This is a genomic window from Chitinophaga jiangningensis (assembly GCF_900142605.1).
In the GTDB taxonomy this organism is placed as follows: Bacteria; Bacteroidota; Bacteroidia; order Chitinophagales; family Chitinophagaceae; genus Chitinophaga; species Chitinophaga jiangningensis.
This window is the reverse complement of sequence record NZ_FRBL01000002.1, coordinates 355,124-379,932: the sequence shown is the minus strand read 5'-3', so window position 1 is coordinate 379,932 and position 24,809 is coordinate 355,124. Positions and strand designations below refer to the sequence as shown.

Sequence of the window (24,809 nt, the reverse complement as noted above, 5' to 3'; positions counted from 1 at the left end):
ACAAGCATATTGAAGGATTATCACAAATACGCCGTATACCCCAGTACACTTTCCTCGAATTGTATCTTTCGTTCTGCCAGCTCCGTTTCCAACTGTACCTCCACGTCTGCCGGTATGAAATAACTCACCAGCCAGCGGACTATTTTTTCCAGCCGCTCGCCCGGCATGAGTTGCAAGGCCTGTACTACCGGTACCGGTCCTACGCGAATCATAATTTCTTCCTCTCCTTCTAAAAAACTATCGCCGGCAATCATATCCACCCCAAGCCTGGCATTTCCCAGCAGGCAATCGGTGACGGCTACACGTGATCGTCCATTCACGGGATAGACGGCTGCGGGCATCTGTAGCATCAGATGTAGCACTTGTTGCAGCTTTTCCAGGTCCCCTTTGGTATCATGTAACATGGGGATGAGGTGCAAAAATAGGTTGGCCTGTTGCTGATCCAGTAATTCAAATATTTCCCATCCCGGACGAAAGATATCTATCAGATCATTATAAAAATTCTTCTTATCTATTTTGTTTTCATACAACTCAATCAGCACCCTGAAATGATTCATCTCTGCTTCCAGCGGCATGAAAAATTTCCTGGCTTCCTTTTCCTGTTCTTTATGCAATTTAATCTGGTCAATCAACTCCTCTGTAGAACGGGTAGTGGAATAAGGAACAGCCGTATGAAACAGGCCTTCCGGCAGCATATCGTACAGGCCTTCCCGGTTAGTTTTAATACACAGATAATCTTTATAACCACCATCAGGTGCATACCACTCCACGCTGCGTATATCCCTGGCAAAATTGCGCCTGCCGGCACCCGCCGGCCAGATGAAAATTTGGTTCAGGTCAATGCCCGCTTCCACCAACTCCGCGGCCAAAACAGCAGCCTTGTAATCGGTATGAAAATTGTTTATTTTAAAAAATGGGGTATCTTCCATAAATCAATTAATCGCTTAAATTTGTACTCTTTAAATTAATATAAAATCAGGCAAAACCCTAAAAATTGAACCCTTGCCTGTCTAATTTTTTTTAGATTAACCGCTCCGGACCATATCAATAACTATGGATGTAAAATCTGTTTTTGTAAGCTACATTCTTTTTCCGCTGGTTGCCACCATTATGGGGGCTGTAATGCTTATCCTGAATAAAAAGAACCGCCTGATGAGCAGTCGCAGGCTCATTGTTACCTTATTGTTAACCAGTATGGTGCTGGCAATTCCCGGTCTGTTCGGATTGCTGGGTATGTACTTTATGCCATGGGGGTACCTGTTGTCGCAGCTGAGTTATGTGCTGCTGGGTATCTTCGGTGTCTACCTGCTATCCAGGCACTATCCGGAAGCGTTGGAGCACAAGAAGGGAATGACGGTGTTGTTGGGAGTCATCACCATATTGCTCGGTATCTATTTATATATGCTGGTGTTTAACTGGTTGAACGACCTGGAATATGGCTGGTACGCGGCTACCTCCGTGCTTATGTTTATGGCGCCACTCCTGTTTTGGTGGACGTATATGGCCATGATCAGTATCCCCTCCGAAATATATACTGTATGGTATTACCCACGAAGCACACAGCCGCTGGATATGTTTGATGTGGATATCGACAAACTGAAAGTATTGGAAGTTGAACTCTTTAAAGCTGTCAACGATCCTTCGCCGCTGAAGGTAAAAGTAAAGGCTCCGCCTGAAATGAGCTTTGGAGCTTGGTTTCAGAAATTTATAGATGATTATAATATTAAATTTCCGCGTAACGGTATTCAATACGCTGCCGGCGAAGAGGCCTACGGCTGGATATTCTACCTGAAACCCAATTTTTTCTCCCGTAAGCAATTCATCGATCCTGCTATTACCATTACACAAAACCAGGTAAATGAAAAGCATACCATCTTTGCACGTAGAGTAACCCGATTGCAGCAGGAAGCAGGAGGGGAGGACCGGGTTGTTATCTTATGATCTATTAAAAATTACTTATGCTATTTCCACGCAAACATGCTGCTGTGAACTGGGTAGACGGGATGAAAATTTCCCGCCGCCATTTTATGGAAACGGAAAACCACTTTACGGATGCCATCCGCGATACTGCCTCGCTGTTTCTTCATAGCTACGATTTTGGCCTGCTGCCACCGTTCCGCGGGCAGCGCCTCAGCTGCGATTTTGAATTAAACGAGCGGGTAACAAGGCAGGTGGAACTGCGGCTAAGACATTGTAATGCCATCACTGCAGGAGGAGTGCGCATCCACATTCAGCCGGATGCATATGAGGAACAAGTGGTTCGCTCTTACTCCTTTGCCGAAGAAGCACCACAGGAAGAGGGAGAGATAAAATATTACAGTGTAGTCCTCAGCGTAAATCCTTATGAACGCGTGCCAGCCGGTACACCTGACCCGGAAGAAACGCCACCGCGCCATCCGCATGTGCTGAACGGTATTGATCTGGTGGTATTGCCAGCCGAACAGGTATCGGCCGCTGAAATGAGTTTGAATCACCTGGTGATAGGTCAGCTGATACGCAAAAACGGACGCACCACTGTCAATGAACAGTTTATTCCGCCCTGCACTGCCATTGTAAGTCACCCTTCGCTGATCCGCTATTATGAGCAATTCAGCAGCTTGCTGAATGAGATACAAATGAGCAGTTTTCGTATAATCGAAAAGGTTACTACGAATGAGCGGAGTACTGACCTGGCGAAAAATATTAAACTGCTCTGTGAAAGAATGCTGGACTACATTGCACAGGTTTTTTTCTCCTATCGCAATATGGTGCATCAGCAGCCACCCGTTGTTATGGTGAGCATTTTCTCCAACCTGGCACATATATTTTATACTACCCTGCATTATCCCGGCACCCGTGCAAAAGAGGAAATGCTGAAATATTTTTATGAGTGGAGAGATGTAACCCCAGGCAATTTTGAAGACCTGCTTACCCGTACGATCGACATCGCTTATGACCACTATCATATCCAACAATCAATGCAACAGCTGCATGATTGTATGCACGTTTTGTCAGCGTTGTGGAATAAGCTGAGCAGCCTTGAATTTGTGGGTCAGCGCCGCGAGAATATCGTGGTAGCGGAGCAGCGTACCATCGAGCAAACGAAAGCCAGGAACACCTGGAGTTTACTGGACTAGCAGGATACGATAAGTTACCAGCAGGCCGCTGCGGGCTACCAGCTTGCGAAGTAGGGCCTGTTGGGTGAACTCCCATTCTTCTTTATCAATGGGCTGCGCCGGCCTGATCAGGATGTCAGTGGTTTTTTTCAATCCTTCTTTTGGGTGTGGTGATACCATAACCCCGCGTTGTACCTGTATATCAGCAATAGTTCCACCCAGTTCATGCCGGCAGAAATTGCGTATATCATCTTCCGTTACAATGCGATCACGCGTCATCAGCCCATATTTATAGGCCTGCAGCAGGTTACTGCGGTCGGCAGCATGCCTGCCGCCGGTGGGTTTGGTGAGTAATAAGAGTGAATCCGCTTTGGTGCCGGACCCTTCAAATTGAGTCAGTAAAGTCCCGCTACGTAATTGTTGTGCAATTTCATGTTGGGTAGTCCAATAGCTGAGATGCATGGTTTCTGTGGCGGAGGAAGGCTTTACAATCACATAACGGGTTGCCTCCGTCATGGTGTGCAGTGATTTGCGTGCTTTCTGTTCTACCAGTTCCAGGTTCTGCTGCAAGCTTTTCAGTACATCTGTCAGGAAATCGTAACCATAGGCGGAAAAAGCCGCACTTTCATCACGCAGGAGCTCAAACAGGTAGTTGATCATTTCCCGTGCGTTGCGACTATCAAACCGTTCTGCCCCTCCAAGTCGCACGGAATAGGCATCTTGCATATTTATTTCTCCATTATTATAAGACACGGGGAAATATTGTTTTCCGTGACTATCCGTTAACTGGTGCACATTTAAAAATGCTTCCTGCTGTCCGGGCTTCACCGGGATAATATTGCCGATGCCTTTAAACCGGTGCGTGATGGTGTGCAGGCGCCTGTTCATAACGGGCACTGCATTCGTATATACCTCCAGGTTATGCAGCTGAATTGCCGGCGGAAAATGGATTTCGAGCCAGAGCAGTTTTTCCTGCAAATGGTGGAGGGTACGTTCATCAAAGGCCACTGCAAAAGCCTCAGGGTATGTTCGCTTTTCGTATAGGGGTGGTTGCAGATTGCAATGGAGAAAATGCGGCGTATAATAATTAAGTACGTCGCGGGTGATAACGGGCATTACATCAAATGCCAGCGTCTGTTCCAAAATATTATCGGTTTGCGCGCCGGCAGTTGTAGGGAAACCAGGGTGCAGGGGTATGGCTTGTCCGTTTATAGCAGCCGTGCAAAGCGATAGCAGCCGGTACCATTCATTGTTAAAGGAAAAGTGAGGCCAGTTTAAATAAAAGGTCAGGTGTTCTAACGTATCCAGTTGGTTGTTGATACGCAGTCCAAGGTATAAACATTGTGTAGGGAGATATTTACCGGATCCGATCAATATCTTACCCCGTTGGGGATCATTGGTGTATAGGTTGGGGCCTGCTGCCATAAATGCTACCTGCGCATCGTATATGCGTACAGGTGTGGCGGGAGAAAAAAATACCTCCCGGGTGCTGCTTTCATTTTTAGGATGATAAACGAAGTGCCGATCCTCGGCAAGTAGTTCACTGGATTCCAGGGGCATGGCCTGCATCAGTGCATGAGCCGGCAATGCAGCAGTTAATAAATCAGGCGTTAGGAGTGCTGCCAATTTATTGAGTAACCGGCTTTCGGTATTCCTGAGATCATTGGAGAGGTTGTAGAGCTCGCCTGACAAAGCTTCTATAAGGAGTCGTACCAGCGGGTCCAGATCCGCGGTGGACCTGATGCCCCAGAAGTCTGCCGCCGTTTGCATCAGGCGCGCACGGATATTATCTTTTGAGGTATATTGAGATGGAAACTGCATAGTTTATTCAGAAGATAATGGACTGAGAAATAAGGCGGTGTTAAAAACATAGTTTTCGCCGGTGGCGGCCAGTTTACCTTTTATGATAATATCCACCCGTTTTTTTATTTCAGTGATCCTGCGAAGCGGAAATACTTTTTCAACATCGGTGACACTGATTTCGCATTCAATGCCGTAGAGTCTTTGCTCCTGGCTGGTTACGGCCTGCTTAAGTGATTGACACATCCGGTCTTCCCACATGGACTGATTCACGATTAACTGAAAATCAAGCTCCCATACCTCGCAGCCAAAATCAGGATTGAACCGGTGTTCTCCAAAGCGGGTGAAGATGATGAGTTCAATGTGCTGGGCAATGGACGCTCCATGGTCGCAGCTTTCCAATGGGGCGTTGGAGAAAACACGGGAAAAATCAAACGGTTTTTTATAAAAGGATATGGCCATCGGTTAACATGTTAACATTTTCAAAACTAAAAAAAAATCCGGGAAAAACATTTTTCAGTATAATATTTGTAAGTATATTAGAACTGTGATTATGTAAGCATGAATTTAAGAAGATCGTTTATTAGCCCGAACATACATGATCACAACGAACTTGACAAGTTACCCCGTTAGCCAATATTTTTTATAAACCATATTATAGAACCGAGCTTTAAACAGCAACCATAATAATCATATGAAGCCGATCAATTTACATGAATTGAATAGGTCTTATTTCAATTTTATTATTCATTTTGTTGTGCTGATCCTGTTTGTGTTAATAGGTGTGGCGTGCTTTTTTTTCACTGGCAGGCATGAGTTACAGTTGCTGTCAGAACAGTCACGTACCTACGACCAGGTAGCCTATTACCGGGATGAGGTCACCAGCCGGTTCGATAATGTGTTGCTTAAATTCAGGTCCCTGACGCAGTATGTCAATGCAGATGCGCAGGAACTCAGCAACCAGGCGCTCCTTATTAATGCAGTGCAGTCGGATAATAACCGTGTGCGTGGCCTGCTGGATGAGCGCAAACAGTCAGATGTAGTCCCAAGCTATGAGCTCTACGGAAAAATGACCCGAAATGTAATGATCCTGGCCAGCTTGAAAGATTCACTGTCGCAAACCCGCTTCCAGATGGAAAGTCTTCGCGAACAACTCGAAGACTGCGATCATTCCACGAAAAAAGCGATGAAGAAATTAAACGGATACTAGACCATATATGGCGCATTTAAGCATTAAAGCACGACAGGAACAGTTTGTGTTTCTGCTGGTGCTAAGTCTCTTTACCATATCCCTGCTCGCATGGCTGATATTTTCCGGCAGCAATGTTGGCAGCAGCGAGATGAAGGATAAACTGTCACAGAAAATAAATGAAGAACAACAATTTGAAATGGTGGCTGCAGAAATGCGCCCGGCGGTAGATTCTACCTACAAAAAGATAATGGACTTTGATCCTTCCGTGCAGGCACTGTTTCTGGAGTCGGACATCCTGAATGCCATTGCCAGCATCAAGGCTGCCTATCAGCGTAGATCATATGATAAACGATATAAGGTATTCCTGCAGGAAGCACAACTGCTGGAGGTTTTGTTCTATGACAAAAAAGAACTGCGGGGTAATTATCATAATATCGAAAAACTGAACAGCGACCTGGACCGCTGCAAGCTGTCTAAGCGTGGACTTCAGGAGGCTATTATCAATCAAAACAGGAATTAGTGGAAGGAACAACGAAACAGAAAGCCGTTCAGACAGATAATAGAAGCCGCATCTACCTGTATATCGTCCTGGCAGTACTGGTCCTGGCCGTTGTATTCCTGGTGATGAAGCTCCTGTTCAGCCATCGCGAGATAAACGCTCACCTGCTGAAAGATGAAATCTACCTGAATGAAAACCTGGTATATACTGATAATACTGCAGGTGCAAAAGAATGGCTGTGGGAGTTTGGGGATGGTGAAAGGATAACGAAGCAGAGCGGGTTTTATCGGTTTAAACAATCCGGCAGCTATCTTGTAAGGCTCACCGTGGATGGGAAGATGCAAAGGCAGTTTGCCGTGGTGGTAAAGGATACGGTGCCGGTATTGGTGCTAGACAGTATCCGTATCACCGGACCTACGTCAGGGACTGTGGGAGAACAACTCCGATTGGAAGCAGAAGGAGAGGCGAACATCTTTGAATGGAGCTTCGGCGAAACCGGCCGGGTGGATGCCAAAGGGAGAACGGCATTTTATACATTCCGAAGCCCCGGCAGGTACAATGTAGTGCTTAAAACCGACAGAAGCCCTGCACCTGTGTATTACACGCTCAATATTACCGAGTTTGACGACCTGGAAATGATTGACCCCGGCGCAGGCAGTGCAGCCATGATGGATGACTTTAAACTGCACCTGCAGGCGATTGCCAACGGTAAAAACTTTAATACGCACTATTATTATCTTGTTAAAAAATACCTCTGCAACGGGGAAAAAACTTCGGCGCAGGCAACGGATGAAACCGGGAGTAAGAAAACTGATTTCTACTCCTATTGCATCGGACTTACTTTCAGCAAAAACATTGTGATTGATGAAGTAGGGCTTACGTTGTCGCCAAAAAAATGTGTAGGCATGGTGAACGTGCAGCAGCATAGAACAGAAAAGTAATTTCTAAATCCATATCTCTATTTAAGCAGATGAGAGTTCTCGTATTGTTAATAGCCACATTGTTTTGTTTCCAGGCGCAGGCCCAGTTTTATTCGGGTAAGCGCATCGAAAAGATGCCTGTGAATTTCAGGTATCCTACCCCGCAAACCAAAGACCCTTCCGGCAAAACTGAAAGTACCGCATGGATCGTATTTTCAGACAGTGAAGGTAACTATACCACCACTACTCCAGGTGGTACGCTGGTATTCAAGAAGCTGAATTTTATGCAGCCTTTTTTCGTCAGCGATGAGAAAAACGGCTACCTGCGCATTGTAAAATATGATCCTTCCATTCTGAAGAAAGGTTCACGCATAGGGGATAAACGGAAAGCAGTCAGTTACGGCTGGATACCACGCAGCAAAGTACTGATGTGGCAGAAAGCCCTGGTAGATGATCGTACCAGGTTTCCATTTAAAGCGGTGGGCATTATCAGCGGAGCAGGTCCCATTGCACAGCCACGCTACTATTTTGCACACGATTCTATCATCGTGTATACCTCTCCTGAATTGCAAACGCCCGCATCGGAAAAGCTGAAGCTGAACGACCTGATTTATATCTACAAATTTTCAGAAGATGGTAAAAAGGCGCTGGTAGGCCATGCCAGCCAGCTTACGGCCGACAGCGCCGCTGCCTTCACCGCCGGCTGGGTATCATCAGAGGTAGTGCACCTCTGGGGAAGCCGGCTGTATGTAGGGATGGGCAATACAGCGTCTTACGATAATGATTCCCTTACTGCAAAATATTTTCATGATCACCTGAAGCCGGTAACACCCGATGGCGGCAACTTTGAATATGATCCGCTGCTGCCTTCGGATAATCCCCTGTTTCGTATGGTGCCGGTGGTACAACACCGGGGTCTGGGCTTGAATATGCCTTATCGCTCAGCAGTGGCGCACAATGTATTTGATAAATCTTCCAATACGGTTATTAACATCAAAGGTACCCGTATCGATTACAATAACTACCTCCGCCTGCGAAGGTTTGGCAATCATGTAAATGTAATCTTCATAGTAGACGGGGGCAGCGCAATGCGGGATTATCTGCCAGGCATCACCAATACCATACAGAACTTTGAAGATGTTTTCGGTAAGAAAGGATATGCCAGTTATAATTACCGCTTCGGTGCCGTGGTATACCGTGGTAACGAAGGGTGTGTGCAGTCGCCCGGTATGAACGTATTTGAGCCTTCAGATAACTTTAGCCGCGTAGTAGACTTCATCAACAAACAGGCTACCATGACCCAGCGCTGTAATGGCCTGGTAAACGATCAGCCATACTATACCGGGTTGATGGAAGCTGTGAAAATATTGAAGCGCTACCCGATGCAAACGAATATCATTATCGTAGCAGGTAGCACAGGTAACAAGCATGCCAACGGGATCAACGAAGACATGCTGGTGAGGGGGCTTGCAGAAGTAGATGCCCGTATGCTGGTATTCCAGGTATATAATAAGTTTGACCCGTCCTTCAACAACTTCGTGCTGGAATCCAGGCAGATATTAGAGAAAACGGCGCAAATGGAAGCGGAACAGAAAAAACTCCGCATGGTGAAAGGGGAAGGGCTTGCCGTTACCCAGCAGTTTAATACAGCGTATACAGACTCTGTTTCTTATTACCTCAACTACCCGGATGGTAGTCTGATCCCGGGGGCCATTGTATTTCCAGGCAGAGGTGCGGTAAAAACAAACCGGGAGATGATGACGGCACTCAACCGCTTTCTGGGAGAGGTATATACGGATAACCGGCAGATCATTAAATCGCTGGACAGTGTATTCATGATCTCAGGGAGACTAAAGGAAAAAATTACCATGCCAGTGATGGCTGCTGTCAATACCAATAAAAATCAACTGCCGGCTAACCTCGGTGAACAGCTGCCACACAATGCTTTCAAATATTATTTTGAAGTAGAAGCAAAAGAGCCATTGGTAGATAAAAACTCACCAATGGAATATGCTATCCTGCTGAGTCAGGACGAAATTCTGCAGTTGTCGGACCTGTTATCGCGACTGACAGGTGATAACCTGCAGCAGGATAACAAGAATTTCCGTAAGCAGCTGGCGAAGGAATATGTGGCTTATGGAGAGAGTCAGTGGAAAGATATGTATAACCGCGGGGCTATACGTAGTATGAAGCTGCCGTTGTTTTTGGAGAGAGTGACCGGTATGCCGCAACAGCTGGAGGTGTTTGACCGGTACGCGGTGAGTGACCTGAAGCGCAATATGGCTGCGGCTGACTTTGAAAAATACATCAATTATCTACGTAAATGCAATGAGGTAGTGAAGAAGCAGCTGCAAACGGCAGATTATTTTATCTCTAACGGAGAGCCATATTTTTATATCACACAAAGCGACTGGAAGCTATGAACATGCTAAATCTAAGTGAATCGGTGAAGCATGCAGTGCATGTGGCTGAATCCCTGGCAAAGGAGCGTCATCACGGCAGCTATGGCCCGCCGCACCTGCTTGCGGGGCTGATGCATAAGGAAACTGGGCTGCGCTCTCTGCTGAATGCCATTGATAAAGACCCGGTATACCTGCAGGAGTGGGCGGAGATCCGTATGGACGAATTTCCGAATGCGCGACAACTGCACCCGGATGTGAAAAGTACACCGGAAGTAGCCCTGGTGTTTGAAGAGGCAGACGATGTGCGGCTGAAAATGGGACTGGATCTGATAACGCCGGTATGTGTGCTGACGGCCCTCAGCAAGCCTAATATCGGGTTCCCTGCTGATCAGATGAAATCCTTTCCTGTAAAGGAGCGGGATCTGATAGAGGTATACCTGGATGACCAGGACGTGCAGCAATCGATTCAGGAGGTCAGCCGTAAGGAAGATAAACCCGCCGCCGGCGCATTGGCCAAATACACCATCGACCGGACGGCAGCAGCCAGCGCAAATAAGACGGATCCGATCATAGGCCGCGACCTGGAACTGCGTATGGTCATGGAGGTGCTGTGCCGGCGATCGAAACCCAATGTGATCATTACAGGAGATGCAGGCGTAGGGAAAACTGCCTTGATTGATGGTTTGGCACAACAGGTTGTGAAGGGGGAAGTGCCTGCTGCGTTAAAGGAAGCAAAGATTCTGGAATTGGATACAGGTGCGCTGATTGCTGGTGCTTCCTATAAAGGGGAGATAGAAGACCGGCTGAAGAAAATCATCGCAGCCTTAAAGGATGCAGGCAAGGTGATATTGTTTATTGATGAGATTCACGCGCTACTGGATGCGAAGGGCGCTATCGGGTCCGGTGCCGGAAATCTGCTGAAACCTGAACTTGCGCGTGGGGATATTACCGTTATAGGTGCTACCACCATCGAAGAATATAGAAAGATTATTGAGCCCGAGAAGGCTTTTAGTCGGCGGTTTGAGGTAGTGCAGGTGCAGGAGCCGGATGCAGATACGGCTGCCAAAATGCTGCATTGCCAGTTAGAACGGTATGAATCGCACCATCAGTTGAAAGTACAGGAAGGTACGGTGGAGGAATGCGTACGCCTGGCAAAGCGCTATATGAAGGACCGGCGGCTGCCGGATGCTGCCTTCGACCTGCTGGACAGGACCATGGCGGCTATCAGGATGATGAATGATACGTCGGAAAGAGAACTGGAATTGTTGGAGGAAGAGCTGCGACTATCGGCAAAGGATACACTGGTTAGTATGAAAAGAAAGTTGAGCCCGGTATTATTGGGGAGACTGGATGCTGAGGCGCCGGAAGATGATGAAGGTTTGCATTCCTACCTGAATAATGTACTTGATAAGTTGGGTGTGCTGGCAAAGGAAAAAATTTTGGAAGTGGGCAGGCAGGATGTTGCTGCCGTGATCGCTTTTAAAACAGGCATTCCAATTGGCAAAATACAGACCCAGGAGCGGGAGAAGCTGATGAATATGGAGTCGCACCTTAAACAAAGGGTAGTAGGGCAGGACCATGCCTTAAAAGCCCTTTCTGCGGCCATATTGGAATCGCGAAGTGGGTTGGGAAAGAAGGGACAGCCCATCGGATCATTTTTCCTGCTGGGGCCTACCGGTACCGGCAAAACGGAGTTGGCCAAATCCATTGCTGAGTTTTTATTTAACGATGAGAAGGCGATGATCCGCTTTGATATGAGTGAGTTTAAAGAGGAGCATTCGGCAGCATTGCTGTATGGTGCACCTCCGGGCTATGTAGGTTACGAGGAAGGCGGGCTGCTGGTGAATAAAATCCGTCAGCAACCATATACCGTTTTACTCTTTGATGAAATCGAGAAGGCGCATCCGTCCGTGTTTGACATCTTTCTGCAAATAATGGATGAAGGCCTGATCCACGACCGGCTTGGGAAAGAAGGTGACTTCTCCAATGCGCTGATCCTGTTTACATCCAATATAGGCAGTGAGTGGATAGCGGAGCAGTTTAACCAGGAGAAAATGCCGCAGTCGCAACAGCTGATGGAGTTAATGACAAAGCATTTCAGACCGGAGTTTCTTGCACGTTTATCCGAGATCGTGCCTTTCGGTCCGATCACGGCAGAAAACGTTGTGAAGATTTTTCAGATACAACTAAAAAGCCTGTTGGAGGCCCTGCATAAACAACACATCAGCCTGGAGATATCAGATGATGCGATGAAGATGCTTGCCCTGAGCGGGTTTACGCCGAGGTATGGGGCGAGGCAGATTACCGGTGTAATCCGGAATCAATTGCGCAGGCCTATATCCCGACAAATTATTTCAGGAGAATTGAGCGCAGGGAAAAAAATTCTGCTGCAGTTAAAAGACGGAACGGAAGAGCTGGATTGGAAAATCACATCGGCATAAAAATTTAATATCGATGTGTGCCGAGTACAGCAGAAAATTATTAGATTTATAAGACTGTTTTCTATCATCTAAAAAAAGTACCCAGCATGTTTAATTACGAAATAGGCGGTAATGAAAGGAGGATCGATACGACAGAAACGTTTGTTGACATCTCCCCAAATAAAACCTTATTCATTCAACAGTTAACCGAACAGGAACCCATTAAGCCAGAAATTGTTGAAGGACTGAAGACGGTGGAAGAAGTGTTTAAGCACTTCAAACCCAAAGTGAACGTAGATTTCGAAGGGAAAGACGGATCTACGGTTAATGAAACACTTCACTTCGATCATCTCGGAGATTTTTCAGTGAAAAGCATGGTGCAGCAGAGTAACCAACTGCGGAACCTGCAGGTGGAAAGTGATATGTACCTGAACATCGTCCGTCAGTTGAAAACAAATAAAACGTTGAAAGCAACCCTGGAGAACCCGGAAACCCGACAGGCGTTTGCTGCTGCGTTGGAAAACCTTGCAAAAGAATTGCAGCAGACCATATAGCTCATTGTATGACCCGACAGCACGTAACCATAGATTGAAAACTGAATTAATACACGCCCCGCAGAGTGGCAATAAACGCTAACACATGTCAGCATCAAACGAAAGAATGCAGGCAGCTCAGCAAGAGCAGCCGGCACTGCAACATGCAGTTCCCGAAACTCCCGCATTGTCCCTGGAAGACAGTTTGCAGAAACTGGTGAAGGTAGGCGGCTTCGATTTTCTTGAAGCCATCCTGGATGGATTGCAGAACCTTAACCCCGAACGTAAAGCTCGTAAAAAAATATTTCTGACCGATCAGGATAAAGCTGCGGAGCGGCAGGAACTGTTGAAAAAGATTCAGCTGTGGCAGGACCTGCTGCAAAAAGATGCATCGGTAGCTGAACTGAAAGATGAAAGCCAGCAGCGCGCCGATGAGGCAGAAGCCCTGCTGCAGAAAAATATAGGCCAGGCGCTGGATGCATCACGCGAGCTGGAACAGGCTTACCGTACCGTGCACCAGTTCTATAAAAATACCGAAAGCGACAAGCTCACCAACGTGAATATTATGAACGCTGCCATGTCGCAGCTTACTGACCTGGATAATCCCCGGTTCATTGAGCATGTGGCTGAAGAGCTAAAGCAGAATTACGACCGCCTCGACCTGCGTGATAACTATTCTCTGCTGGTAATACCCGGCTACCTTGGCGCAAACAAGGTGGTGGAAAGATGGGCGAAAATCGCACATAGTAACAAAGCCATGCTGGTAACAGATTTCGCCAATCTGGATCAGCCCGATGATGTGATTGACCTGTTCACTGCTGCTAATCTTACAGGCGCAGATGCTTACCGCTCCAATGTAATCATGACCTGCAACTGGCTGGTGGGCCGTGGAAAAGTAGAAGCTGCAGGGGAAGAAGATGACCTGCATGTGCCGGGATCTGCTTCGCTGGCTGGTAAAATGTATTACACATTGATGAGCCAGGTGACCGCAGGTAAAAAACACGGTGCGGTGAATGAAGCGGATGGCGTACGGTTCGACCTTAAGAAAAGTGAAATCTCACAACTGGAACGTATAGGCCTGGTGCCCATGGTAAACGAATACGGAAAGGTAATGGCCTTCTCCGCCAAAACGCTCTTCAATGGTGATAACATCGGTTTACAAACGTATTCCGTAGTACGGGTATTCGATTATATCACCAAAGTGCTGTTCGATTTTCTGAACCGCCGGGCTTTCGAAAACTGGAATTCTAAAACCGAGCACGACCTGCGCGCACAAATCGTGAAATTCCTGGATAATATTCAGGGACCCGATCGCCTCATTGAACGGTTTAAGATCATCCGCTTCGAACAGGATGAAGTGCAGAAAGATCGTATTCACCTGGATATTCATATTACACCTTATTTCCCGGCCAAAAGTTTTGTAGTGAAACTGGATGGTTATAAGGGAGAAGACGAGAGCAGAACCTGGAATACAGAGTATGCTGCCGTTCAGAAATAAGTGTGCTGCCGGTGTTTTGATTTTTTCTGCCGAAAGCCCTATTTTACGGGCGTATGAAGAATCTGTTAATTCTACACGGCGATACGGATAGGTCAGGCATCAATCAGGAGTTTGCAAAGGCATACAGGCTGGGAGCGGAAAAAGTAGGTGCTATCGTGAAAGAGATACATATCATGGAGCTTAAATTCCTTCCCAACAAACAGTTCAATAACCAGATTACACCACTGGAGCCGGACCTGCTGGATGCAGCCGAAAAAGTAAAGTGGGCCAATCATATTGTGTTGTTCTGTACGGTGGATCGCAATTCCATCCCGGCAAAACTCTCCGGCTTTTTCGACCGGCTGTTTCCTTCCGGCCAGTTGTATGCGGGGAAGTCGGCACGGATCGTATCCGTACTCGACGAAGCCAGCTGGAAAGAATGGCAGATGAATAAAAAGCCAACTTACCACGCAATCAAACGCACGGTGCTGGAGCGTTGCAGAGTGAATCCGGTACGTACCTGCACCATAGGTTATGTACATGCGCCGGAAAATGATTACGCTAAAAAATGGTGTATGAAAATGACCGCTTTCGGAGAGAAGTTTATGTAAGGCGGTGATATGTTAACACTGCATGAAATGACTATACGAAAGACACATACACGCGGAATTTATATTATTTTTATCGACAGGACAGCACCATAATCAGATTAATATTTGAATAACAGCAAAACCATTTTCTATTTAAAAACCTTTTAAACCGGATCCATCAGACGATAATTGTTTGTACCGAAGAAGAACCGAAACTATCAGTAACCATATTGGATGTTTTGTGATACCCAACCCTGCGCCGCGGCGCCCGGGACTACCATTGTTTTTTATTATTTACCTATAAATTTTCATTACCATGGCATTCAATGCAAAGTTAAACCTGGCAGGTAAAGAGTATGATGTACTCAGCTGCAATTATTCCCTAAACAGGGATGTGGACGCCAAAGGCCGCCCTGCGTCCGGCGTGTATGGTGGTACCATTGATGTGGAAGTAGAATCCACAGAAGATACCTCTATCGTAGAGGCAATGGTGAATAACCAGTTTAAACCTATCGCCGGAAAAGTCCTCATCAAGAAATCTGAAGAAGATGCGAAAATGAAAGAAGTAACCTTTGAAGATGCTTATATCATTAAGTATTCAGAGGGCATCAATGTTATAGGCTCCGATCCTATGAAGCTGCGTTTTACTATTTCTGCCCGGAAGCTGAAGCTCGGCAATGCTGAGCATGTAAATGACTGGCCCGGTAGAGATAAGGCATAAGCAACTCAACCCTGGTCATCGATCCATAACCGCTGATGAGGTAGTTGCTACCTCCGGTGAGCTGATCAATGCCAGCGTTCCCGCTGATTTTAATGCACCGCAACAACCCCGTTACAGCCTGACTGCAACGATGGTGCGTTTGTACAAACAACTTCTGAAATTTCTAAAATCTCTTTACAATGGCTTTTAACGCAAAAATTCAACTGGGCTCCAAAGAATATGATGTACTGCAATGCAGCTTTTCCTTAAACCGCGATGTGGACGCTAAAGGCCGTCCTTCTTCCGGTGTGTACGGCGGTACGATCCATGTAGAAGTAGAATCAACCGAAGATACTTCTGTTATTGAGTCCATGGTGAATAACCAGTATAAACCTTTCAGCGGCAAAATCATCATCAAAAAAACAGATGAGGATGCTAAAATGAAAGAACTGACATTCTCTGATAGCTACATCATTCAATATAATGAAGGCATCAACGTGGTAGGTAATCATCCTATGACGCTGAGCTTTGTCATCTCTGCACGTACTCTGAAGCTGGGTAATGCCGAACATGTTAACGACTGGCCAGGCAGAGGTTAATTTGTTGATGACTCCTCTAAATATTAACCACAGCAGGTGTGTTGCCTTAGGGCAGCACACCCCTTTTTCCTCTTTACCGCCAACATGAAGAAAAAGAAACAAATATCACCAACGGTACAACCCAAACAAAAGGCAAAGGTAAAAGCGAAGGCAAAACCGAAACCTGTACCTTCCACACCTTCGGATGTGGAGTATCAGCAACTGTTTGATACCTGTACGATCACCACTGCGAAGCTGGCGGAGGTGGATAAAATTATTGATGACAAAGTGGTGGCCAATCGCGGCAGGTATGAAGATATTGCTACGATGGTACAGGGAGGCGCTATGCTTGATCAGCAGCAAACTTTCAGTACCTCCTCCCTGTTTCGGAGCAGGCCCCTCTTTAACGCGTTTTCAACTACTGCACAGCGGCAACTGGCCAACCCGGTACCGCAGGTGCCGGAACCTTTGTTTCAGCAGTTGTCCCCCCGTGCACCTGCGTTGTCGCTCAATTTTAAGCCTCCATCCAATCCACTTGGACTGGGATATATGTGCCAGTTAGGGGGCGATATTTCCCTGGTAGGAAATGGACGCATCCCCTGGTATTTCATCGCATGCGTTCATTATCTGGAATGCAGCTTTAGTTTTAAAAAGCATTTGCATAATGGAGATCCGCTGACGGGATACACCGTGCAGGTGCCGGCAGGCAGGCCTAAAGTAGGCCATCCGCCGCCATTTACATTTGAAGAAAGTGCCGTAGATGCCTTGAAGTTAATGGGGTTTGATAAGGTAACCAGCTGGAAACTGCCCTTCATCCTCCGGAAGCTCGAAGCATACAACGGTTTCGGATACTTTAAATATCATAACATGAATTCACCCTATCTCTGGAGTTACTCCAATCACTATACGAAAGGTAAGTATGTGAAGGATGGCAAGTTTGATAAAGATGCAGTGTCGGCCCAGTTAGGGTCGGCGGTGATCCTAAAGCGAATGGAAGAGAGAGGACTCATCTTTATACCCAGGTTTTAAGTCAAATGAGGAGAAGCTTACCCATATTAATTTTTGGCAGCGTTGTATTAATGATTGTCTGGCTGGCGGCCTGCATGGAAGGGCAAAAGCCGGCAAAGCAAGTACAGCAGCCGCCAGCTACTGTTCCGGCACGGGCAGTTACCGATAGCAGCGGCGGTAACATCTCCCTGGATACAACAGGGGACGAACGAAAATTTCGTATAGCCCTGGCAGTATTGCAGCAGGCGGTGAAAAAGAATGATGAAGCGCAGATAAAAAAGTGTATCTGCTTCCCATTGCAAACATCACTGCAATGGACCAACGAAGAGCTGAAAACAGCGCAGGTAGATAAAACTGCCGGCAAAGTGGGTTTTCATGAATTCAGTGAATATTACCCGAACATCTTTCATGCGGCAGTTAAGCGATTGCTTCCGAAAGCAGGGGAAGATAACCTGCAGGAAATAGATGAAATGATGAACGAGGACTACTATAACACGCTACGGCAAGGGACTGACAAGGGTTCGAAGCTCTATGAAGTATATGAGCAGTACCCGGAAAAGAATGGTCATGCGGAGAGTTTCTTTGCTTTTGTATTTGGCCGCGTAGCCGGTGAATACAAGGTGGTAGCCTATTATGCAAAATGGCCGGTCAAAGGCTGACATTCAACACGTAAAAAGGTGAACCTATGGAAGGTAAACTGAAAGTAACAATTAACATTGAAGATACGCCGATACTGCATTTCTCGGCGTTTACCCTGGAGCAGCGTTTTAATGCACATCATTATTTTGAGCTGCGCTTTAACCACGATGAACAGGGGACACCCGGCATGATCTCGCTGGAGAAATCCCGCGCCTTTATGGGTAAAAGTATCACCGTGCAGTTTGGTAAAGACTTGGGGAAAGAGCAGCTTTTCGTAGGGAAGGTAACGCGGGTGGAATTGTCGCAAAGTCACGGCTACCACGGCACGCTCATCATCAGCGGTTATAGCCCCAGTATCCTGATTGACCGTGGTCCTGACCTGGGTTCTTATCTCAACAAAGACCTCAGCGGTATCATCAAAAAAGCCACCCAGGATGCACCGGCTAATGAGCTTAACCTGACCTTGAACCCGGCCCGCAAAGAGCCGGTAGATTATATGATTCAGTACCGGGAAAGCGATTACGATTTCATCAATCGCTTGTCCGCCGAATACCATGAATGGTTTTATTACGACGGTACTAAGCTCAACTTTGGAAAACCGGAGAAGCTGGAAGAAGTGAAACTGGTGTATGGCCGCGATGTAAACAGTCTGCAATATGCCATGCAGGTGGCGCCCCTCAAAAGCCGCAAATTTGCCTACAAGCCGGCGGATGATGAGCTGTTTAAGGCGGAAGCCAAGGCACAGGCGGGCGGGCAGCCGGACCTGGCACATGCAGTGAATGCTTCCAATGAACTCTATAGTAAAGTATATTCTCAACCTACCAATGTGCGCATCACCACCAAAAAGGAGATGGACACCTTCGTAGAAAATGAAGATAAAGCCAATATTGCCGATCTGTTACAGATTACTGCCACAGGCGATAATCCGGAAGTGGGGCTGGGTAAAATAGTAGATGTTAGCATGAGCGTGAAAGAGGCGCTCAGCTTCAGTGTGCAGCAACTTGGCCGCTTCCTGGTGACGGCGGTTTATCATCATATTGATGGCGTAGGACACTACTATCACACCTTTGAAGGTATCACTGCCGATGCGGAAAAAATTCCGGTGCGCGAATATGATCGTCCGTTTGCAGATATGCAGCTGGCCATTGTGGAAGACAATGATGATCCGAAAGGACAAGGCCGCGTGAAAGTTAAATTCAAATGGGAATGCAGTTGCAACGACGCTTCCGAATGGCTGCGGGTAGTGACGCCGGATGCCGGCAGCTCCGACAAAGTTAGTAAGAACAGGGGCTTCACTTTCGTTCCTGAAAAAGGAGACCAGGTGGTGGTAGCTTTTGAAGAAGGCAATACTGCCAGACCACTGGTAATGGGAAGTGTGTTTCATGGTAAAACCGGTGGTGGTGGTGGTTCAGCAAATGGAGTAAAAAGCCTGACTACCCGCTCCGGATCAACCGTTACCCTGGATGATAATAAAGGTAGCGTGACTGTAAAAGATCCCAGTGGTAATGTGCTGATCATGCATGGAGATGGCACCGTAACCCTGAACGCTCCTCAGAAAATGATTATTAACACAACGGATTTTGTACTCAACGCCAGCAATAGTGTGACCATCAACGCGCAGCCTGGCGAGCAGGGAGGAGGGGAAGGTACCGTTAGCATCAGTGCTAAAAAGAGCATCAGCGGTACTGCGGATACGGAGGACATTACGCTTACGGCTACTGCAAGAGATGTTGCTATTAACTCTGCTGCAGGCGTGTATAAACTGGATTCAAAAGAAGTATCTATCACCGCTACCGAGAAATTTTATGCCAGTGGCGGTGCCCGCGGTGAATTTGTTGCTAACGAAATAGAGATCAACCAATGTTAAATATCAATAAACCCAAACCTGGCGACAGCGCACTGTATCACCTGACCTCCGCCAACAGGACGATTGTGGGCGGGCGGCTGATGGAATTCGTACAACAGAAGGTGGTCAGGATGAAGATGATCGGTGAGGAAGGAGAAGATACTGTTTTCGAATACGCGTTATTGGCGCAACAGGTGGAAGGGACTGCGCTGATCCACGAGTGGGCGATGGATATGGAAATATTGCAATCTCCCCTGAAAATAGTATTGGATGCAAACGGACAGCTCAAGGATGTCCGTAACCTGTATGAAATCCGTGAGAGATGGGAAAGCACGTATGCCAATCAACTGCGGCGGAAATATAAAAAACAGAAAGAAGGGCTGGAGGAGCTGATGGCAGCCACCAGTGCTTTGCTGGAAGATAAGTCGCGCTTTGTGCAATCGTTGAATGGCTTCAGTGCCTGGCGGTTTTTCTTCCAGGATAATTTTAAGGGGCAAGCTACCGCATCGCAGCAATCTTTATTACTCAAAGGATTTTTCGGGCAGGTGGATTTGCCGCTCACACTTACCGCTGACTGGGAGGAAGAATATGGCATCGGTGAATATCATTGTCAGTTGACTCATAAGGGAAAACTGGATAAGCCCCGTTTTGACCGCAAGCAGTTTGGCCGAATGTTAAAAGACCTTACGGGTGTGTTTAATGTGAGCGCTGAGCTGGACCTGCTGATGGAAGAAGAATTTCATTATGATAAACATCGCTGGCTGACGGCAGGAGAGATGTATCTGGAAACCAAAGTGGCTGACTGGTACCAGGTGGCATCCGCGCATGTGCTGGACCGGATTGACGAGGACAGGGCACTTGCACTTAAAAAGAATTTCAATGTTGCCGCGGAGTATACCGCATAAATATCCGGCATTATGGGATCTAAAAAATACATTCCAGATAACAGCTGGCTTACTTGTGATAAAGGAAGTGCGCCTTCGAGACTGAAAGTAACCCATCACAATAACACCAAGATTTACGGCGAGAACCTGGCCAGTGAAATGGATATGGTGCCGGGTGAAAACATCATGCCCATGGGGCGCTGTTCGGTTACTGGCGGGAGTTGTCAGCCAGAGCCTATTTACTGGGACAAATGTAACAAAGGCGTTAAAGTAAACGGTTATAAGCTGGTGTTCGAAGACGCCTGTTTGCTGTGTAAGCAGGGAGGTAAAGTAAAGGTGGACTTTGACGCACCATCGGGCAGCAGTAGTATGGCGGCCGATGGCCTGACGGGCCTTGGTGCCGGTGCATGGGCATTTGGCAGCTATGATGCTGCTATTGACTATGTACAGCGTGGCGTGATTCATGATGTGGAAAATGGCAAACTGAGTCTGGTAAGGGATAACAGTCCGAATGATTTCAGGCGTGGAGGGAATTATGGGGAGATGAAAGACCAGGTATTCCACAGGCAGGAGGGTTGGAGAGATGTGCGCTCGGAGCATCCCAACATGGATATTGATAAGCCGACGTCGCCGGGCATTGATGGCGCCTATGAAAAGAACGGTACCTATAAACTGACGGACGCTAAATATAACGGCGCGAAGTTGGAGAATACGGCCACCTACGGACGTGAAACCAGCAGGCGTTGGACGAAGTTCCATACAGATAATGGCGGCATTAATCCGGCGGACAGGGAAGCATTTTCCCGCGCGAATGATACAGGTACCCTGCAGCGTGAAATGGTAAAGACGATGCCGAACGGGGATATGCATTCCGAAACACAGAACGACCGTGGATATAAGCAAACCCGTGGTCAGCGCGAGGCGATGGAAGTAAAGACGAGCCGTGCCGGTACGTTGATCAATGGTGTGCGGTCGTCCATCCGCAATTCCAGGCCGGTAACTGCATTAGCAAATTCAAATTTCTCTCAAGCGGTAAGAAGTAGTAAATTAGCTACAGGAGCCAATAATAGTTTGTTTAAGGCTACGCAGGCTGTATCCCGCTCTCCGGTATTGAGTACCGCAGGCAAAGTGGCAGGCAGGGGATTGATTGTGGTAGGCATTGGCCTGGAGGTATTAAATGTTTACAATACTTACCAGGAGGAGGGGCATTTTGGGGAGAAGACAAAGGAAGCTGTGGGAGGTGCGGCAGGAGCTATCGCCGGAGCCTGGGCAGGTGCTGAAATAGGTGCCATTATAGGTACGGCTATCTGTCCTGGAGTAGGAACGGTGATCGGGGGACTGGTAGGTGGTGCTATTGGCGGTATTCTTGGAGGAGGACTGGGAAAGACAATAGGAAGCTGGTTCTGATTTTATTCTTTAAAATATCATTTAATGGGTTTTTTAAACAAATTGTTCGGCGGATCTAATACTAACGAAGATGAGCGTTCTCCCGGTCAGAGAGCAGCATTGAAGAACGCCGCCTATTTTGAGAAAATGCTGCAGCAGAAGGACCGGAATATTGCTGTGGATATGGAAACCAGGTCCGACCTGATGAAACAGGGCCGGGCAGAGCCTTACCATGATTGGTCTGTCTCCTATGATTACCTGCAGAAGTTTTCAGTGACCTATTCTATGGGTAAACCTATTGAGGAGTGCTATGACATTTTCATCCATGCTGCTGACTGGTTTGCGAATGGTTGGGAGCCGGATTCCACGTATGCAGATATGCTCGACATGGTGGCACTGGGCTACCTGTTGCAAATACCTGACGATAAATTTAACGGCATTGTAAAGGTGGTGGAGCAGGCTGACGCCGGTTCCGATTACCCGGAATGGAAACCGGATGCTATTCTCTGGTTTATCATCAACGGTAAAAGAGGAGGAGGTAATCAGCCGGAAGCAGTGATCTGGCCTTCTCTGTATCAATATTTGCTGGATATTATCAGGATGAATAAGGAAGATGCTACCGCAGCAATGAAAAAGTACCTCGATAGCTGGTATAGCCTGCACCGTAATGATCCCTGGTATGATAGTCATAAGAAGGATCACGCTTATACCGGTTACTGGTGCTGGGAGGCTGGTGCGGTGAGCAAGATTATGCAGCTGGATGATACAGCTTTTAAGGATAGTCCGTATTATCCGTATGACCTGGTGCATTGGAACAAATCCTGATGGTCGTATTAAATATATACTTCCCCGTTAGCGAAGCTACATGCACATCCCCGGCGCCTTCATTTAGTTTGGAAGATGCTGGCATTACCTGGATATATCTCTGCGGGGAATGCTGCAGCTGCCGCCGGCACAACCGGTATTGAGGAGGGAAGTAAGTGTTAAAAACCCTCCCAGGGCCCCCAGTAAGGCTTCTTTATGTAGTATACTGAAAACGATGGCAGTAAGGCCGGAAACCAGCCGTATAAAGCGGAGAATATTCCAATCTCTCCTAAATTTCTTTATTAAGTGTTTCATATTTACCTGAGTTACTACAGCGAAATTACCCAGGTATAAAATTGCTATCTATGACATAAGTCACTTAAGGAAATATGCAGCAGACGGTCAGGGTTTAATCCATTCGAAAGAGTTTCTGTTGATAATTAACCAGCCATTTTTTTCCATTTTTTTCATGAGCCGGCTGATCACTTCACGTGAGGAGTTGAGATCTGTAGCAATTTCCTGGTGGGTAAGCTTTATATGGCGGCCCATTTTCTTTACCTGGCCTTCAATATAGAGTAGCAGGCGTTCATCCATATTCTTAAAAGCTATATCATTAATAGTATTCAGGAGCCCTTCATACCTGGTGCGCCAGGTTCTTATCACAAAGTAGTGCCAGCTTTTGTATTTGGCCAGCCATTCATCCATGTATTGATTAGGGATCATCATATAGGTGGCATCAGTTAATGCTTTTGCCAGTACCTGGCTGTTTTCCTGGCGGTAGCTGCATACCATGGATACAGCGCACGCTTCTCCTGGTTCTATATCATACATAAAAAATTCGCTCCCGTCCTCATCTTCCTGGTATAATTTCACGATGCCATCAAGAATTAACATGGTTGACCTGATTGTTTGGCCTTTACGCAGTAAGGTATCGCCTGCAGCAATATGCCGGATTTCACCGTGAGTTTCCATCTCCTGGTATAGCTTTTCTTCCAGCCCCGGAAATAGTTGCCGTATGTTATACTGCTCTTGCATGATGTTTAAATTTTATATGTTGATATTGCAAATATAGCATTTGACCATTGGTTTTTGTGTGACTTTACTCACACAACAAATTTTTGAATTAAAGAGTTGCAATGTGATTGTAGTCACTGTCCAGGGAATGAGCGACAGGTAATTTTGCCTGTAAAAAGAAGAGATGTTGCTAGGTTATATTGCTTCGCTGCTGATAGGAATTTCACTTGGATTAATAGGGGGAGGGGGGTCCATCCTTACTATGCCGGTAATGGTGTACCTGTTTGGGGTATCACCACTGATGGCTACTTCCTACTCTTTGTTTATAGTCGGGTCCACCAGTATGGTTGGTGCTGTCCAGCAGTTTTTCCAGGGCAAAGTGAATGTAAGGATGGGGTTATTATTCGCTGTGGTTTCCATGGTGACGGTATTTATTGCCCGGAAGTGGGTGGTTCCTTTTATTCCGTTACATATTGCAACTGTTTTTGGTGTACAAATAACCAAGAGTGTGCTGACGATGCTGCTATTCGCGGCTTTGATGGTGGTAGCCGCAATTTTTATGATGAAGGGGAAACAGCCCAAGGAAGACAATTTGCAATTGACGCAAAGCATCAATCTAAGGCAACTGGTAATCTTTGGGATCGGCATTGGCCTCATTACCGGTATACTTGGTGCAGGTGGCGGCTTTTTGCTCATACCAGCCATGGTACTCATATTGCACTTACCCATGAAAACAGCAGTAGGAACTTCGCTATTGGTAATTGCGCTTAATTCGCTGATTGGATTTATGGGTAATATAGGAGATGCGGGAATGGATTGGAAGTTATTGTCGACAGTAACAATACTGGCAGTTGCCGGTATATTTTTAGGCACATTATTGAGCCGGAAAATCCCTGGTAATAGTTTGAAAAAGGGTTTTGGGTGGTTTGTGTTATTAATGGGTATTTATATTTTGGTAAAGGAATTTTCCAATTTACTGTAATTGACAGATACCGGAATACTGGTACTTACCCAAAATTTTG

The 24,809-nt window shown here is 46.7% G+C and carries 25 protein-coding genes; 20 read left to right on the top strand and 5 right to left on the bottom strand.

What is annotated here, in order from left to right; translation table 11 throughout:
- Positions 1 to 20 precede the first annotated feature (20 nt).
- Positions 21 to 929, bottom strand: a complete 909-nt coding sequence (locus BUB18_RS06075) for a type VI secretion system baseplate subunit TssG (RefSeq protein ID WP_073079069.1) — start codon at positions 927 to 929, stop codon at positions 21 to 23.
- A 124-nt stretch (positions 930 to 1,053) separates the two neighbouring features.
- Between BUB18_RS06075 and BUB18_RS06070 the strand changes: the two genes are divergently transcribed.
- Both BUB18_RS06070 and BUB18_RS06065 read left to right on the top strand, forming a co-directional pair.
- Positions 1,054 to 1,941, top strand: a complete 888-nt coding sequence (locus BUB18_RS06070) for a TssN family type VI secretion system protein (RefSeq protein WP_073079068.1) — start codon at positions 1,054 to 1,056, stop codon at positions 1,939 to 1,941.
- 17 nt (positions 1,942 to 1,958) lie between these two features.
- A complete protein-coding gene (locus tag BUB18_RS06065; protein ID WP_073079066.1) occupies positions 1,959 to 3,116 on the top strand; it encodes a hypothetical protein in 1,158 nt (385 codons plus the stop codon).
- On the opposite strand, the gene BUB18_RS06060 is transcribed toward BUB18_RS06065, so the two are convergent.
- Entirely contained in the window at positions 3,105 to 4,916 is a 1,812-nt protein-coding gene (locus BUB18_RS06060) for a type VI secretion system baseplate subunit TssF (RefSeq protein WP_073079064.1), read from the bottom strand. The two genes, BUB18_RS06065 and BUB18_RS06060, sit on opposite strands and share 12 nt — an antisense overlap.
- A gap of 3 nt (positions 4,917 to 4,919) precedes the next feature.
- The gene (locus BUB18_RS06055) at positions 4,920 to 5,357 is read right to left on the bottom strand and encodes a GPW/gp25 family protein (RefSeq protein WP_073079062.1); all 438 of its coding nucleotides are present in this window, start codon (positions 5,355 to 5,357) and stop codon (positions 4,920 to 4,922) included.
- 232 nt (positions 5,358 to 5,589) lie between these two features.
- Between BUB18_RS06055 and tssO (BUB18_RS06050) the strand changes: the two genes are divergently transcribed.
- From tssO (BUB18_RS06050) to BUB18_RS05970, 17 genes are all read left to right on the top strand, one after another.
- Complete coding sequence (tssO, locus tag BUB18_RS06050; protein ID WP_073079059.1) at positions 5,590 to 6,105, top strand: MreC domain-containing protein; 516 nt, start codon at positions 5,590 to 5,592, stop codon at positions 6,103 to 6,105.
- 7 nt (positions 6,106 to 6,112) lie between these two features.
- Complete coding sequence (tssO, locus tag BUB18_RS06045) at positions 6,113 to 6,607, top strand: type VI secretion system TssO (RefSeq protein WP_073079057.1); 495 nt, start codon at positions 6,113 to 6,115, stop codon at positions 6,605 to 6,607.
- Positions 6,607 to 7,527 carry a PKD domain-containing protein gene (locus BUB18_RS06040; protein WP_073079055.1) on the top strand — a complete coding sequence of 307 codons (921 nt, stop codon included), beginning with the start codon at positions 6,607 to 6,609 and terminating at the stop codon, positions 7,525 to 7,527. Before tssO (BUB18_RS06045) ends, BUB18_RS06040 begins: the two co-directional genes overlap by 1 nt.
- Before the next feature lie 29 nt (positions 7,528 to 7,556).
- Positions 7,557 to 9,929 (top strand): type VI secretion system protein TssR domain-containing protein, encoded by a 2,373-nt coding sequence (gene tssR / locus BUB18_RS06035; RefSeq protein WP_073079053.1) that lies wholly within the window; start codon positions 7,557 to 7,559, stop codon positions 9,927 to 9,929.
- Positions 9,926 to 12,349, top strand: a complete 2,424-nt coding sequence (locus BUB18_RS06030; RefSeq protein WP_073079051.1) for an ATP-dependent Clp protease ATP-binding subunit — start codon at positions 9,926 to 9,928, stop codon at positions 12,347 to 12,349. Before tssR ends, BUB18_RS06030 begins: the two co-directional genes overlap by 4 nt.
- A gap of 86 nt (positions 12,350 to 12,435) precedes the next feature.
- The gene (locus BUB18_RS06025) at positions 12,436 to 12,882 is read left to right on the top strand and encodes a type VI secretion system contractile sheath small subunit (protein WP_073079049.1); all 447 of its coding nucleotides are present in this window, start codon (positions 12,436 to 12,438) and stop codon (positions 12,880 to 12,882) included.
- 85 nt (positions 12,883 to 12,967) lie between these two features.
- Positions 12,968 to 14,359 (top strand): DUF5458 family protein, encoded by a 1,392-nt coding sequence (locus BUB18_RS06020; RefSeq protein WP_083549418.1) that lies wholly within the window; start codon positions 12,968 to 12,970, stop codon positions 14,357 to 14,359.
- Between the two features lie 53 nt (positions 14,360 to 14,412).
- Positions 14,413 to 14,949 (top strand): NAD(P)H-dependent oxidoreductase, encoded by a 537-nt coding sequence (locus BUB18_RS06015; RefSeq protein WP_073079045.1) that lies wholly within the window; start codon positions 14,413 to 14,415, stop codon positions 14,947 to 14,949.
- 295 nt (positions 14,950 to 15,244) lie between these two features.
- A complete protein-coding gene (tssD, locus tag BUB18_RS06010; RefSeq protein WP_073079044.1) occupies positions 15,245 to 15,649 on the top strand; it encodes a type VI secretion system tube protein TssD in 405 nt (134 codons plus the stop codon).
- A complete protein-coding gene (locus tag BUB18_RS29305; protein WP_143159848.1) occupies positions 15,621 to 15,839 on the top strand; it encodes a hypothetical protein in 219 nt (72 codons plus the stop codon). The genes tssD (BUB18_RS06010) and BUB18_RS29305 overlap by 29 nt, the downstream gene beginning before the upstream one ends.
- Positions 15,829 to 16,227: a type VI secretion system tube protein TssD gene (gene tssD, locus BUB18_RS06005; protein WP_073079043.1), complete on the top strand. Its 399-nt coding sequence runs from the start codon at positions 15,829 to 15,831 to the stop codon at positions 16,225 to 16,227. Before BUB18_RS29305 ends, tssD (BUB18_RS06005) begins: the two co-directional genes overlap by 11 nt.
- Positions 16,228 to 16,311: 84 nt before the next feature.
- On the top strand, positions 16,312 to 17,235 hold the full coding sequence (locus BUB18_RS06000; RefSeq protein ID WP_073079042.1) for a hypothetical protein: 924 nt from the start codon (positions 16,312 to 16,314) through the stop codon (positions 17,233 to 17,235).
- Between the two features lie 5 nt (positions 17,236 to 17,240).
- Complete coding sequence (locus BUB18_RS05995; protein WP_143159847.1) at positions 17,241 to 17,873, top strand: hypothetical protein; 633 nt, start codon at positions 17,241 to 17,243, stop codon at positions 17,871 to 17,873.
- Positions 17,874 to 17,899: 26 nt separating this feature from the next.
- Positions 17,900 to 19,720, top strand: a complete 1,821-nt coding sequence (locus tag BUB18_RS05990; protein WP_073079040.1) for a type VI secretion system Vgr family protein — start codon at positions 17,900 to 17,902, stop codon at positions 19,718 to 19,720.
- Positions 19,714 to 20,604: a hypothetical protein gene (locus tag BUB18_RS05985; RefSeq protein ID WP_073079039.1), complete on the top strand. Its 891-nt coding sequence runs from the start codon at positions 19,714 to 19,716 to the stop codon at positions 20,602 to 20,604. The genes BUB18_RS05990 and BUB18_RS05985 overlap by 7 nt, the downstream gene beginning before the upstream one ends.
- Before the next feature lie 12 nt (positions 20,605 to 20,616).
- The gene (locus BUB18_RS28885; RefSeq protein WP_083549416.1) at positions 20,617 to 21,990 is read left to right on the top strand and encodes a PAAR-like protein; all 1,374 of its coding nucleotides are present in this window, start codon (positions 20,617 to 20,619) and stop codon (positions 21,988 to 21,990) included.
- A 24-nt stretch (positions 21,991 to 22,014) separates the two neighbouring features.
- Entirely contained in the window at positions 22,015 to 22,794 is a 780-nt protein-coding gene (locus BUB18_RS05970; protein WP_073079037.1) for a PoNe immunity protein domain-containing protein, read from the top strand.
- Between the two features lie 84 nt (positions 22,795 to 22,878).
- Here the strand turns inward: BUB18_RS05970 and BUB18_RS29300 are convergent, their stop codons facing one another.
- Positions 22,879 to 23,088 (bottom strand): hypothetical protein, encoded by a 210-nt coding sequence (locus BUB18_RS29300; RefSeq protein ID WP_143159846.1) that lies wholly within the window; start codon positions 23,086 to 23,088, stop codon positions 22,879 to 22,881.
- Positions 23,089 to 23,175: 87 nt separating this feature from the next.
- Entirely contained in the window at positions 23,176 to 23,808 is a 633-nt protein-coding gene (locus BUB18_RS05965) for a Crp/Fnr family transcriptional regulator (protein WP_073079035.1), read from the bottom strand.
- 163 nt (positions 23,809 to 23,971) lie between these two features.
- Here BUB18_RS05965 and BUB18_RS05960 point away from each other — a divergent pair, with 163 nt between their 5' ends.
- Positions 23,972 to 24,769 carry a sulfite exporter TauE/SafE family protein gene (locus tag BUB18_RS05960; RefSeq protein ID WP_073079033.1) on the top strand — a complete coding sequence of 266 codons (798 nt, stop codon included), beginning with the start codon at positions 23,972 to 23,974 and terminating at the stop codon, positions 24,767 to 24,769.
- The last annotated feature ends 40 nt before the right edge of the window (positions 24,770 to 24,809 follow it).